Raw genomic sequence first — 14,523 nt, 5'->3', positions numbered from 1 at the left:
ATTATAAATATTATTTAATTAATATCAATCCTAACAATTTTTGCTTTCGAAAATGAAAAAGATAAGCCTTTTAGTTTTTATTTGGATAGGTTTCGGTTTTACATCATTCGGGATGTTTTCTCAAGACAGTTTATTACGTGTTTTAGAAAATAGTCCCAATAATTTAGAGGTTATATCCAGACTTGCCCAATCGTATGAACATAGCAACTCAGAAAAAGCTAGGTATTATGCAGATTTATTGCTTAAAAAATCAAAATCATCTGATTATGATTATAAGTCAAGAGCGTATAATACCCTAGCTAACTGTTATTTGTTGGAAAGTGATTTTTTTAAAGCGGAAGAAAGTTATTTAAAGGCCATTGAATTTTCAAAAAAGGGAGGACTGAAAAAAAATGAAGGTGTATACATATCTTCTTTGGCACAAATCAATTTAAATCAAGGAAATATAAAAGAGGCAATCAATCTATATAAATCCTCATTAGAGATCCTCTCTGAACTCGATGATGACAATTTGGACTTTTTCTTTTCAAGTATCTATGGTGGGCTGGGGGATTGTTACAATCAAATGGGGGTTTATAATGAAGCGCTGGAATATTTGTTTGAATCCTTGAATATTAATGAACGCAATGGAGACCATATTTCAACAGCCATTAGTTATAACAGTATAGCTTCTGTGTATGATAACTTAGAGCAGTTAGAGAAAAGTATATTGTATAATAAAAAAAGTCTGGAGGAGATCAGAAAGGCTGATTACTTAATAGCTGAAGCTACCATACTCTTAAATTTGGCAGAGAATTTTTTCAAAGTTGACTCAATAGAAGCAGCTTCAAGCTTTTTAGATCAATCATTTACAATGCTCAATGATAATGGACTTACCTTCAATTTGGGAAATGTGTACCAACTTTATGGGAAAATTAGTTTGAAACAAGATGAATTAGAAAAAGCTAAGGATTTTTTTGTAAAAGCTTTGGAACTACATGAGGCAGACGGAAAAAACTACTACTTGTTTCAAACACAATTTAATCTTGGGGAAGTGGAAGTTTTACTAGGCAATTATGAAAAAGGAAAGGAATGGATATTAGATGCTATTGACAGTTTTAGTAAAAATGGATTTTTACGAGATAAGAGGAATGCACTTGGGGTACTTTTGGATTATATGGTTGCTCAGGATGATTTTATTGACATAAAAAACACCCTCACTCAATATAGATCTTCAGTAAATGAGTATTTGAATGAGGAAAGACAAAACGCCATTATCGCAAGCGAAATAAAATTTGAAATCGCACAAAAAGAAGCTCAAATAGAAACTCAGGAGCTACAGCTGGAAGCAGAAAAAGTCAAACGGAATTGGACGCTATTTGGGTTAATTGCTGTAATGATTTCTGCGAGTGGTGGGTTATTTTTTTATAGCAGCAAGCAAAAGGAAAAAGAAAAGCAATTAGCGTTTGAATTAAGCAATCTACATAACAGTATCAATGAAATGGAATTGCAAACACTTAATCAACAATTAGATCCCCATGAACTGAGCAATTTCATTCAATCAGTCAGCAGAAATGTGTTAAGGAAAGATGAGAAATTATACAATCAATTAATCAATTTGTGGGATGTTACTACCATTGTTTTAAATCATAAGGAATTCACTTCTGATGTCAATACTGAAATAGAAAATCTTAAAAAGTATCTTATTTATCAACAGGAGATTGTTTACCCGAAATTTGAGTTTGAAATTTCTAATCAACTAACAAGTGATGATTTTTTGGTTCCGAGATTATTGTTGAGGAATTTGGCTGCAAATGCCATCAAACATGGGTTAAAAGGGATTGAAGGTAAAATAGAGATAAGGCTTTTTGAAGAGTCAGAGTATATTCACATTTGGGTTAAGGATAATGGAAGGGGACTTATGAATGGAAGTTTTTATTCAGGGATCGGTACGGGTACTTATCAAACTATTTTCAATAAGCTTAATCTCAAAAATAAAGACAAAGCAAGAATTGAAATTGATACGAATACTCCTAATGGTGTTTTAGTAAAGGTTTTTATACCTAAGAATTATAACTACAGCTGATCACTTTTTATGAGAAAATACAAGTACATTATTGTTGAAGATATACCTAATCTTGCCGAAGACTTGCGGTATTTTATTGACAGACTGTCTAATTATGAATGTAAGGGAATTGCTTTATGTTTAAATGAAGCTATTCAGCTTATACAAAGCTACAAACCCGAGGTGGTTTTTTTGGATATTGAGTTGAATCAAGAGTCTGGATTTGATCTGATTCCTTTAATTGAGCAATCTGAACTGCAAGTCCCGTGCATTATTGTAAACTCAGTAAAAAAAGATTATGCTATACATTCCTTTAAAATTGATGCTATAGATTTTATAGCTAAGCCCTATACCATGGATAAAGTAAAAGAAGCGTTGGCACTTTTTGAAAAACGATATCGCAAAGCCAATGATACGCTACTAATCCGAAATAAGGATGGCGAGCATTTTATAAAATACGACGATATTTTGTTTATTGAGGCCCAGGGTACCTATTCCCATTTATTTACTACAAATAATGAAATGTACCGGTTTTCCAAAAACTTAAAAGAAATGGAGGACTTTTTGAGCATGGACTTTTTACGCGTGCAGCGAAGTTACATCGTCAATAGGAAGCACATACAAAAAACAAAAAATCAAAAAATGTACCTAAAGTCTTTCCCAATCAATAGCCCATTGAAAGAAATTGACTTTGTGGTAAAGAACGGCATCGTAATTACATAATTATACTAATGGAAAGTTTTTACAAACCTTTTTTGGCCTTTTACAAGGTTTTGGATTTTCGGAAAATTTAAAACTTTATTTTTCACATAGGGAGTTAAAATAGATAATATGAAAAGTTTCTTAAGAGGATTTTGTTTGATTTTAGTTACTGCTTTCTTCATTTCTGGATGCTGGTCGGAAGACTCTAATCCAGACGGTTTTTTTATGCGGGCAAAAATAGATGGAGAGCTATTTGAAGTTAAGGGTGAATTGTTTTGTACGTATGTCGATATGGTATCTTTTAATATTCAATCGACTAAAATTAATGGAATAGAAGGTATTACACTGACTATTTTCCCTAGTGATATACGGTTGCAAAATTATATAATGCAACAAACAGATGAAGTAATAGTGGCAGGACAATATTTTAAAGATGATGCCAGTTATGCAACGATACACAACCCTAATGGAAGGATAACAATTACAGCCTATGACCCCAATAAAAAAATTGTGGAAGGGACCTTTGAATTTGTTGGGAAAGACCTCTATTCAAATGCAACTAAAAACATTACCGAAGGAAAATTTAGATGTAGGGGATTGAATTAACTTTTAAAAATTTTTTAATACTCTATTTCGACTAAATTAAGTTTTTCTTCATAATGAGCCTAGTTTTATATTTTAGGTCCGTATTTTTTAATTTTGAAAAATATTAAGAGTCAACTCTAATAGAACGGCTGGCAATCACCAACTTTCATTTAATGGATTTGGAGTAAATTAAACAAGGTCTAAAAGAAAAAACCGAGCTCCAAAACTTGGGGCTCGGTTCACTAACAAATTAGAAGGAGTGAAGTACTAAAACACAATGGAATACCCCACATTCACATAGGATAAGCCTGAACCGGCTTCCAAAAACACGGCTCCTTTTGATGAAAGCCCATAATAAATGGATCCATAAAAGTCGAAGCCGGTACCATTGACACTCAGACCAAAATTGCCCATGTTATTGCTCGTGGAAGATGTATTGTAGCCAAAATAAACAAATCGGAGACCTGAAACCACACTGAGACGATCTGTGAAATTATAATGATAGGCACCTCCGGCCCCGATTACAAAAACACTTTGTGAAATATCGCCAAGAGCACCAAGATCAATACCATAAGCTTGATAGGCACCAAATCCACCAGCACTTAAAAAACCCTTTTCTCCAACTTCTTTGAGTACCCGATCAAAGCGGATACTAAGGTAAGGAATTCGTACATTATATCCGGCAGACCCAAGTAATACACCAGGTCCAACTGCGACCCCAAGATAATTTCCATTGAGCGCAAAAAAGCCATCAGAGGTATCAACGCCTGAACTGGATATTGAAGAACTTTTTTCTCTGGCTACGGATGAGGCTTTGGGTGTACCTTTATTAACAGTGGTGGACTTGGAGGACTCTTCACCTTCAAATGATTCTGAATATCCATTCTGATACTTAATCAATAGGATTTCGGACTTTAAGAGATTGTAAACAGGTCCATCTAAATTATCCCATTTTTTGTATTTAATTCGGTCTTCGAGGACTTCGACTACCTGTGCTGTAATCACCTCTTCATTTTTTTTGAATATTACATCCTGTGCAACTGATGCTGCGTACAAGGAAAACATCATCAGGAAGGTTAAACCTAAACTTTTGAAAGTAACTAATTTTGTCATAGTGTTACAGTGTAAGTGATTGTATAATAATTTATTAAAGATTGATTTATGTATTATATGAAATCATTAAGTTTTGTATTGATTCTACCTAATTTTTTATGCACCTAACTGATAATCCAGCTCCTCGGTGGCTATTTGCTATTCCAAATTCATCTTTATTTATAAATAAAGCTCTTGAACGATGAACATGCGTTGTACTACTCCAGTAAATACCAATATCTTCATCATCTATTATTTCATCATAATCCGGAGCACGAGCACCAGAAAAAGTCAGTTTAAGTATTGAGCCAAAATTCGGTATATTTTTTACCCAACTATTTATTTCTACCTGAAGCTCGTTTTCTGAAGGCAAACGAAAACCTTCGGGACAAGGGTTGTTTTTATCATTTATTCCTTGCCACATATTTTCATAAGTCAATAAACTTTCTGTAGTCGAACCTATTCTACGCCAATTGAAATTAGCTCCACTAGTTGAAATAATGAAATCACCATGTCCAACTTGATTAAAGCTACTTAATTCCGTCGTAGTCCGAGAATTCCTACACTGATGCCCATCCGGACCACGACCCCATTGGTAGAGGTCTCCATAGGCTAATTCATCTGTGCTGCTGTTAGCCGCACGGCTCGCTCCTAGATTTCTATCCATCCAAGTTCTTCCTGTTACGGGGTTGGTGACGTCGACCACTTCTGTAGGAGTATCATTACAGTGGACATATCCTTCAGGCCAAAGTCCAGAAGCCATGGATTCTTCTTTGGTAGTGAAACTTATTTCATTCCCATAAGCCGTCCCGTTACTTGCTATGGCAAAGGCCTTCACATAATAGCGTGTTTTGGGCTTCAGGTCAGTAAGTGTAGCATCAAAGGAACCGGTTCCAGTTCCTGCAAAAATGAGCATATCTTTTTCTGTAGTAGGGTTTGGATTTGTGCTATATACTATCCCCCGTTGAAGGATAAATGAGTTTGTTGTGTTGGATATAATATTATTAATTATTCTTGCATCAGTAGTTGAAATATTTTGGATAGAACCAGTTAGAACGGTGGGTAAAATAATGATTTCTTTGGGAGTGGTAAATGATAGTTCATTGCCATAGGATGTGCCGATTAGATTGGTAGCATAGGCCCGGAGGAAATAGGTAGTCTCCGGTTGCAGATTGCCAAGCGTAGCTGTAAAAGAACCCGGTCCACTACCATTGCTTGTCGTATCATTGTCGATAGTAGGATTAGGGGAGGTACTCCAACATACACCTCTGCCTGTAACCATACTGCTGCCTTGACTGCTGATGGTTCCTCCTGATATCGCCTGATGAAAGGTTACCTCGCTGACAGCCCTAGTCGTTAGTACCGGTAGTAATTTTGGGTCATCGCTACCAAATGGTGTGGTTTCACTCCATAGTTTTATCTTTTCAAATTCTTTTGTATGCGTAATAGTAGTATTGATGCCAAGCCATTTTTGAAAATCTATTTCTATTTCACCATATACTTTTGAACCTACATATACATCTACACTTAAAGCTTGCGTCGATATCTCTGCGTCTGCGACAATTCCTACTTTTCCTCCGAGTGTGGCAGTTAGTTTTTCCAGATGATAGGGTTTGATTTCAGCCTTTACGTCAAAAGGATAAAAGGCGGCAGCAACACTCACACTTAAAAACTTATTCTTTAATTCAAACGTGGGGTCAAAAGATGCACTAGACAAATTGGTTACAGGAGAACCTGCGTTGTAAAGAAAGCCAGCGTTTATCTTCCCATTGCTTTTAAATTCACCAGTTAAACCCAAGTCAAGTTCAATTTCCGCCGAACTTCCTATTTTGATATCGGTAGGTAAGTATATAGGAACAACTAATCCAGGAACAGTAAATGTAAATGGTATGGTATAAGTAAACCAATCTACTCGTGCCTCAGCTTTGGTACCTATGGAAATCTGAAATTCGGATAAATCTTCCATTTCCATCAGTAAACTTGTTTTTTCCACATGTAATTGGCCCCTTCTTCTTTTCCATTCAAATGACGGACTACTGATTCGGAATTTCGCAATACCTTTGATGGTTATTTGATCATTAGTAGTTGAAAGGTCTCCGTCTTGATCATAGATGACGCTATTTACTTCAAATTCAAAGTAGGTGTCACTACCATCCGTACGAAGATTGATGGCATCACTTGTGGAAATATACTCCAAATCGACTTTAAAATCAGCCTGCTCGAAAATATCCAAAAGAGATGCAGGAGTAGTAGTAAGTATCTTTTGCCCATCTGTTTCTTCAACATTTTGGACTTTGAGGGCATACCCAAATCTAGCTTTGCTGAATTCATCACTTACTAGGACAAAACCCTCCTGAATATCTGCGAATGAGGGATAGCTTTGATTGATTACCAATAAGTCATCTTCCAAAATAACCACACCAATTTCAGACTCTTGAGAAGTGCAGACGATGGTATTTTCTTGAAGGATAGTATCTGAATCCCTATCGGCCCTGCCAGGTAGTTCCATCTCTCGGATACAGCCCGTCATGACCAAGAGCGCAAGCAGTACAAGTAAAAGCAAAGAATAAAGTGATTTCATAAAGAATAAATTCAAACAATAGGATTCTTTGGAGGTAGTTTTGTTAGATGTATTTTTTATAAAAGCGGTTAATGGTTGTAGATATGCTTAGTCTGTGCTTCAGACAACTTATTACATCATTAAAATAAAGAATGAAACCATTAAATTTCACCATGCCTTGTAGAAAGGTGGAAAAAGTTTGTAGAGATGTTATTTTAGGGATTTTAAACAGACTAACAGTTACAATACATTGGTTTCAGCAATTTTATGGGTTTCTAAACCCTCACAACTTTCTAAGTTCGAGCGTTTGATTAGCCTATTGGGTTAATGTATCTGGGATGGTTTGTGAGAAAACAACCAAGAGCAAACAAAGGCTATCAATGAAGTCCATTTTTTTGATAAACAACCTACCATAATGTATTTTAAAATATTTCTCACGTTTAGAAGCATCTTGTTGATTTAAGTAGGCTTCAAAATAAATTAGCTTTTATATTCCATGGGGTTAATCCTTAATACAACGAACAGAGTTTCCACCACCTCGAGCCTGAGGACTTAAAATTGCTCCATTACTCATAAAGAAAAGGGTGAGAGATCGGGAATTATTATTTACAGTACTGCTCCAATAGCGACCTACAATACCAATACTAGAGAGCCACCCAAAGCGTCCACGTTCACCCGCAGCAGGTAGTCTTAATGGAGTGTTTAAACCACCAACTATACCATCTAAACCTGTCCAACTTAAGCGTTCTTCATCCAATTCTGTATCTGTAGGTAAGCGATAACCATCAGGACATGGATTGTTTATGCCATCCAAGCCCTGCCATAAGTTTGGGTTTTGAGAAATTTGCCAATCAAATGGATCTAAATTTGTATTTGTTAAAATGAAGTCTCCATGAATAGGTTGGTGACTACTACTTAATATAGCTGTAGTTGGAGAATTTCTGCATTGATGCCCATCTGCTAGCCGGCCCCACTGATAAAGGTCACCATAAGCTAATTCATCAGTACTACTTGTAGCAGCTTGACTTGCTCCAAGGTTTCTGTCCATCCAAGTTTTACCTGTAATTGGATTAATTACATCCACTACTTCTGTTTCAAAAAACGAGGAAAAGCAAAGAACTTCCATGGTTAAAACACAATGAAAGCCACTTATTGTAATAAAAAACTCTGCATTACCCATCATTTCTGGTATTCCAGTAATATTGAAAACCAGGACACCATCTCCTTTATTAAAAGATCCAGCATCTAAAACCGCCGTCAATCCATTTACATTTCTTGATTTTATCGATTGACCTAAATATGACTCTCCGTTACCATCTGAATATGATATTGTAATTTTTGCGTCTGTTGTTGATACTCCCTGAACAAGCACTCCTGTGTTCACAGCAGAATCGCAATTTAATGATTGAATTTTTGGAATATACTCTTTTATACATCTAACTGCTGATCCGTCCGATCTTTGACCTAAACCATCAAGTGAAATATCTTCGTTAAATATTGCGTAGAATGAATAAATAACAAAAACATCACTAGTCCAATAGTCTCCAAAAGAGCCCTTATTCAGAATAGCTCCGTTAACAGAAGACCTAAACCCAGTTAATGGTAGTTTGATAGACGATTCAAAGGAAGAATTATAACTATCCCAGCTTCTCATTTCTTCAACGAAATCACCTATACTTGGTACACGAAATCCGAGAGGACAGGGGTTGTTGATTCCTTCTAAACCTTGCCAAAAACTATCGTTTTTAGGAAATATCCAGTTTGAATTACTGAATGGTGGTGGTAAAACTAAAACAAATCGATTATCAAAATGCTGGTCTGATTGGCTTATTTCTGTTGTAGTAGCAGAGTTTCTACATTGATGCCCATCCGAATTGCGTCCCCATTGATACAGATCTCCATATGCTAATTCGTCTTTACTATCCAATGCTACTCTACTAGCCCCAAGGTTTCTATCCATCCAGGTTTTTCCTGTAATCGGATTAGTAATTTCAACTATTTCTGTTTCAAAATAATTAGAAAAACATGCTACCTCAATTTCTAATATGCAACTTAATCCATCTACATCTATTCCAAAATAGGCAGTCCCTGGAGAATTTGGGATTCCTGAAATTGTGTATATTAAGGTACCATTTCCCTTGTTAAATGTACCTGCTTCTAATGTTGCTGTTAGTCCAACTACTGAAAATGAATTAATAACCTGTCTATCAAAGTTATTTTTTCCATTACTAATATATGAAATACTTATAGTAACATTTTCTGCCTCGATACTTTGAATTAAACTTCCTTGAGTTGTAGCTGATTTGCAATCTAGAAATTCAATATTTTTACCTTCATGTTTAATACAGCGTACTGAAACTCCATCACCTGCTCTAATTGAGCTAATAATCGAAGTATTACTAATTATTCCTTGTGGAAAATCCTGAAATGTAGTACTTGTCCAGTAGGTGCCAAGTGTATCAACAAAACTAATTTTTCCATCATTAGTAGACCTTATTCCTGCAAAAGGAGTTTTAAGAGGTGAATCAAAGCCACTACTTAATCCAGTGTTGGTCCAACTATTGATCTCTTGCAAAAACTCGTTTGAAGTTGGAATTCTAAAATTATTTGGACAAGGATTGTTAACCCCATTTATCCCAAGCCACAAATTAGAATTATGCGGATTTCTCCAAATGTATGGACTATCAAAAGATAAGATGAAATCACTATGATCTGGTTGGTCTCTACTACTCAAGATATGAGTCGTAAGAGAGTTCCTACATTGATGCCCGTCATCACCACGCCCCCATTGATACAAATCACCAAAAGCTAGTTGATCGTTTGGGCTTGCTGCTACTTGACTTGCACCTAGGTTTCTATCCATCCATACTCTGCCTGTAATAGGATTAATTACTTCTACTATTTCTGTTTGCTGAAAATGTGAAAAACATTGAACAGTGAATTCAACCTTACACTTTTGACCACCTATATAAATTTGAAAGTATCCATTGCCAAGATCCAAAGGAGTTCCAGAAACATTTAAAACAAATGTTCCATTTCCAACGTTATAAAATCCTGGTTCTAAAGTAGCGATTAACCCTTCAACTCCCTCAGAATTATAACTCTGTTTACCATACTCACCACCAGTTCCTCCTTGATAGGATATTGTTATAGAGTTTTCAAATACCGGAACTCCTTGAATAAAATCACCATTAACTATTCTTGTTTTACAATCTATTGATTCTATTGTACCTATATTTTTTATACACCTAACAGATTTTCCAGTTCCTCTAATACTAGCAGCGTGTGGATCAACTCGATCAGGAAAAAACTCTAAATTTGTAATTCCATTAAATGTATTGTTTTTTGGAAAAATTGTACTAGTCCAATAATAGCCTCGCTCTCCCATCGTTAATGTTTGGCCATATTGATAACTTCTATATCCTGCAGATACTAGTTTTATAGGAGAAGAGAAAGCTCCAGCTGAGTTTTTAGTATTCCAAGTTTCTATTTCAGAAGCAAATTCTTGTTCTGTAGGTAATCTATATCCTTCAGGGCACGGATTATTGACACCATTAACCCCTTGCCATAAGTTGTTATTTTGTGGGCTACGCCAGTCAGGCCATGAGGAACTCAAAATAAAATCTTAATGATTGGGTTGATCTGTACTACTTAAAGAAGTTGTTGTTCCTGAATTCCTGCACTGATGGCCATCAGCACCACGTCCCCATTGATACAGATCACCATAAGCTAAATTGTCAGAGATATGGGTAGCAGCTTGACTTGCACCAAGATTTCGGTCCATCCATACTCTTCCAGTTCTTGGATTTATAACATCTATAATCTCTGTATAGATGTCACCACAAAATAATGTTTCTTTTGGGTAGATATTCTTTGTAACTTCTAATTCAATAGTACAAACTATTCCACTAACTTCAATGGTGAAAATTGCTTTCCCATCAATAAGAGGGCTTCCTGAGATACTTAAGATAATACTTCCGTCTCCATTAGAAAAAGTCCCAGAATTGAGGATGGCTGTGAGACCTTCCACCTTTGTAGATTTAAAAGTTTGCTCTTTGAAAACACCACCATTACCTCCTCTATATAAAATCTCAACTTTAGTATCTGGTATTGGAATTCTCTCAATAAATTTATTTTCCAAGAATACATCGGCACATTCCAAAAAAGATATCTGCCCTGGTACAATATTTATTTCCAATAAGCATTCTTGACCACCAAAAATAATTTTGAACTTTGCTATACCATGAGAACTTGGAGTTCCAGTGATATTAAAAATTAATGAGCCGTTTCCTTCTGATAATTTTCCTGCCTTAAGGTTAGCAGTTAATCCTTCTATTCCTGTAGATGTAAATATTTTTTCTTCATAAAGCCCACCATTTCCACCTTCGAAGCCTACTTCTACACTAACTTCATTGGCAGAAACTCCATGAACCAAAGATCCAATCAATACAAAGTTATTACATTTTAAGGATGAAATTTCCCCAATTAATTTTCCTGAGAAGGTGACATCTTTAATTCCAGATATTTCATGACTTTCTGTACTTCCATTTTTTAAAATGATTTCCATTTTTGTTTTATCGGAGTTGAATCGGATGCTATCAATTTCAATGATTTGATTGGATACCGAATTTGAGGACTTATTTACACTTTGGATAATTTGCGCACTTACAATCCCTGGAAAGCTAAATATTAAAAAAAAGCCAAATGAGTATAAAGTTTTCATATTTATTTTACAATAATAGATTTTGTAAGAAGACTATTTGTTGTAACTACCATAATTAGATATTTTCCAGCCGGAACTGAATTGCTTCCTTTAGCATTCCAATAAACTTCTGTTACCTCATTATGATTTTCTCTAAATAGTATATTTATTAATCTGCCATTGGAATCATATATCTCTATACTAATCGGTCCAGATGATATTGACTTATACTTTATCGTAACCCTGTCAGTTGTTGGGTTTGGAAAAACACTCAACTCATCAGATGAAACATTTTCCACTTTTCCTATACTTGAAATTAAATCAAAAGAGTAGTTGTTTATTTCACTAATTTTCCAAGTACGCCTTGTTCCATCTAATCTATTCAAAACCATGGTTTCATTGCCGAATTTTATGCTCCGTACTTCTGATAAATTAAATGATTCTACATTATTATCTTTTAATGTAACAATCAACTCTTGGGCGTTTACATGCCAAGAGAGAAAAAATATAATCGACAGCCCTAGATTATTGATTTTTTTCATAAAAGTATTTTTAATTTTTCCAATAGATAAAATATTAATCTTTGATACACCGTACCGTAAAACCATTTGCTTGCGGATAGCCAGAATCTACTCCAGAAGAAACAGCATTAAAACCTAAAACAATTGCAGTTCCATTACCATTTGCAGTTGAACTACTCCAAAATGCACCTACTCCTGCCCCAGTAAAAATCCCTCCTCCATTTTCATGGGATCGAATACCAGAAGAAGGTAACTTTAATGCTGACGAGAAAGTACCTGATGAATTTTTGTTGTTCCATGAGTTATGCTCATTATTTAATTCTTGCTCTGTAGGTAACCTATAGTCTAGAGGGCAGGGGTTATTTATCCCATTAACACCTTGCCATAAATTAGGATTATCTGGAGTTCTCCAATTTTGTGGCCAATCATTTATTAAAATGAAATTACTAGTATTGGGTTGATCTGTACTACTTAAAATAGAGGTTGTACCAGAATTTCTACACTGATGCCCGTCGGCAAACCGCCCCCACTGATAAAGGTCTCCATAGGCTAATTCATCTGTGCTGCTGTTAGCTGCACGGCTCGCTCCTAGATTTCTATCCATCCAGGTTCTTCCTGTTACGGGGTTGGTGACATCGACTACTTCTGTAGGGGTAACGTTACAGTGGACATAGCCTTCAGGCCAAAGTCCAGAAGCGGTGGATTCTTCTTTGGTAGTGAAACTTATTTCATTTCCATAGGCTGTGCTGGAGTTTGCTATGGCAAATGCTGCTGCATAGTATTTGGTGTTTGGTTTTAAAAAACCGATAGTTGCATCAAAACCTCCTGCACCATCTCCCGCAGGATAAATCGGGTCAGTATCAATTGAAAGGTTAGAATGTGTACTATAAACAACGCCTTTTTGCAATACAGGTATATCATTAATCGTATTCACAAAATTATTCATGATAGTCACTTGATTGGAGCGGATATCGATAACATGACCTGTCATCACAATAGGAAGGGTGAAGCTTTCATCCCGGGTTATAAAAGAAATTTCTTCACCGTATCCGGTACCAAAGAAATTCGTTGCATAGGCACGAACAAAATAGGTTGTTTCTTGCTGAAGATCTTCAAGTGTAATTGAAAAAAATCCCGTACCATTGCCACCGCTAATTGTATTACTTTCAATGGTAGGGTTTGGCGATGTACTCCAACAAATTCCTCTTTCAGTTACCGGACTTCCTCCTTGACTCACTACGTCTCCCCCAGTGGTTGCCTGAATATGGGTGAGATTACTGATACCTATTGTTGATACTGTAGGTATCACTACTTCCTGTCCATTATCAAAACTCCAAATTGCTCCATTCGTTCTATAACCTGATTCATTTCTAACGATAACTTGCCAATAGTATCTTCTATTGGGAAGCAGTTGTTTATATGTAAAAGAGGTACTCGAAATGTTTTCCGCAATTAATGTTAATCTATCAGATTCTGTTCCCAAATATATATTGTACCTTAAACCCTTAATTTCTGGATTTTCAACTTTCCAAGAAAATGTAAATTCCTTGACGTTGGCAAGTGTAATCATTATTGGGTTTGGGTTTATTGGATATGGAGGGAAATCAACATCGTTATCAAAATCAATAGGAATTGCAGCAGCAAATCGTGGGCTTGAGGATAAAACTAAGTTGTTTGCAATTTTGATTGCTTTAATTGAGTATTTGAACTTTTTAAAAATTGTCTCTGCTACAAGGTCAAAAGATTTTAAGATTGACTCCTCTACTTTTTTGGCAATAGTTTTAGATAGAAAAGTCTCATTTGGATCAATCAACTTATTGATATCAAGCCATTTGGTTAGTTGTTTTGTAATGTCTTCTTGAATTAGATTATAGCTTTGATTATCAAACCAAATTTTATAGTTTACAAGATTTAATCTATTTTCATTAACCATATATTTAAGAAACTCCATAGTAAGATCGGTATCTAGAGCACTGTTCCCTATGATTGATGATACAATATTGTCTAAATTATCCATTACTAAATAGATGATATTGATTGCAATAACAGCATCATCAAAATAACCATTAGTAAAAACAAATGCTTTTTCTTGACCTGGTTGTAAACTAAATTCAAATGTGCTTTTTTTGGAATAAGCATCCGTATTTGCAAGTCCTTTCCAAAAACCTCCATTTTTCCACATATCAGTGGTAGTTTGCCAGAATGTTTTTACATTTTGAATCACTAGTGTCCGACTAAAGTCGGCCATTAGTGAAAATTGTTTGAAAGGAATAAATATAGCTACTCTTTCTGTTATGAATGAAAAGTAAGCCCCTAT

At 35.4% G+C, this 14,523-nt stretch carries 9 protein-coding genes; 3 read left to right on the top strand and 6 right to left on the bottom strand.

From position 1 onward, the window contains the following. Window positions 1–52 precede the first annotated feature (52 nt). The 3 genes from IE080_RS18860 (at window position 53) to IE080_RS18850 (ending at window position 3,352) form a co-directional block, all read left to right on the top strand. On the top strand, window positions 53–2,065 hold the full coding sequence (locus IE080_RS18860; protein ID WP_189586575.1) for a tetratricopeptide repeat protein: 2,013 nt from the start codon (window positions 53–55) through the stop codon (window positions 2,063–2,065). 9 nt (window positions 2,066–2,074) lie between these two features. Beyond that, window positions 2,075–2,767: a LytR/AlgR family response regulator transcription factor gene (locus IE080_RS18855; RefSeq protein WP_189586572.1), complete on the top strand. Its 693-nt coding sequence runs from the start codon at window positions 2,075–2,077 to the stop codon at window positions 2,765–2,767. Window positions 2,768–2,875: 108 nt separating this feature from the next. Beyond that, window positions 2,876–3,352 (top strand): DUF6252 domain-containing protein, encoded by a 477-nt coding sequence (locus IE080_RS18850; protein ID WP_189586569.1) that lies wholly within the window; start codon window positions 2,876–2,878, stop codon window positions 3,350–3,352. A gap of 246 nt (window positions 3,353–3,598) precedes the next feature. Here the strand turns inward: IE080_RS18850 and IE080_RS18845 are convergent, their stop codons facing one another. From IE080_RS18845 to IE080_RS18820, 6 genes are all read right to left on the bottom strand, one after another. Beyond that, a complete protein-coding gene (locus IE080_RS18845) occupies window positions 3,599–4,444 on the bottom strand; it encodes a hypothetical protein (protein WP_189586566.1) in 846 nt (281 codons plus the stop codon). Window positions 4,445–4,532: 88 nt separating this feature from the next. Continuing rightward, entirely contained in the window at window positions 4,533–7,004 is a 2,472-nt protein-coding gene (locus IE080_RS18840) for a fibrobacter succinogenes major paralogous domain-containing protein (RefSeq protein ID WP_189586563.1), read from the bottom strand. Window positions 7,005–7,485: 481 nt separating this feature from the next. Continuing rightward, a complete protein-coding gene (locus IE080_RS18835) occupies window positions 7,486–10,599 on the bottom strand; it encodes a fibrobacter succinogenes major paralogous domain-containing protein (RefSeq protein WP_189586560.1) in 3,114 nt (1,037 codons plus the stop codon). Window positions 10,600–10,608: 9 nt separating this feature from the next. After that, entirely contained in the window at window positions 10,609–11,706 is a 1,098-nt protein-coding gene (locus tag IE080_RS18830) for a hypothetical protein (protein WP_189586557.1), read from the bottom strand. A 2-nt stretch (window positions 11,707–11,708) separates the two neighbouring features. Beyond that, complete coding sequence (locus IE080_RS18825) at window positions 11,709–12,227, bottom strand: T9SS type A sorting domain-containing protein (RefSeq protein WP_189586554.1); 519 nt, start codon at window positions 12,225–12,227, stop codon at window positions 11,709–11,711. 34 nt (window positions 12,228–12,261) lie between these two features. Next, a partial coding sequence (locus IE080_RS18820; RefSeq protein WP_229800742.1) for a fibrobacter succinogenes major paralogous domain-containing protein occupies window positions 12,262–14,523 on the bottom strand: 2,262 nt, incomplete at its 5' end.

The organism is Mongoliitalea lutea (genome assembly GCF_014652135.1).
In the GTDB taxonomy this organism is placed as follows: domain Bacteria; phylum Bacteroidota; class Bacteroidia; order Cytophagales; family Cyclobacteriaceae; genus Mongoliitalea; species Mongoliitalea lutea.
This window is presented reverse-complemented; position numbering and strand designations above follow the sequence as displayed.

Excerpts from the sequence above, each read along its gene's own strand:
- IE080_RS18860 (WP_189586575.1), top strand. The coding sequence starts at position 53 with ATGAAAAAGATAAGCCTTTTAGTTTTTATTTGGATAGGTTTCGGTTTT.
- IE080_RS18855 (WP_189586572.1), top strand. The coding sequence starts at position 2,075 with ATGAGAAAATACAAGTACATTATTGTTGAAGATATACCTAATCTTGCC.
- IE080_RS18850 (WP_189586569.1), top strand. The coding sequence starts at position 2,876 with ATGAAAAGTTTCTTAAGAGGATTTTGTTTGATTTTAGTTACTGCTTTC.
- IE080_RS18845 (WP_189586566.1), bottom strand. The coding sequence starts at position 4,444 with ATGACAAAATTAGTTACTTTCAAAAGTTTAGGTTTAACCTTCCTGATG.
- IE080_RS18840 (WP_189586563.1), bottom strand. The coding sequence starts at position 7,004 with ATGAAATCACTTTATTCTTTGCTTTTACTTGTACTGCTTGCGCTCTTG.
- IE080_RS18830 (WP_189586557.1), bottom strand. The coding sequence starts at position 11,706 with ATGAAAACTTTATACTCATTTGGCTTTTTTTTAATATTTAGCTTTCCA.
- IE080_RS18825 (WP_189586554.1), bottom strand. The coding sequence starts at position 12,227 with ATGAAAAAAATCAATAATCTAGGGCTGTCGATTATATTTTTTCTCTCT.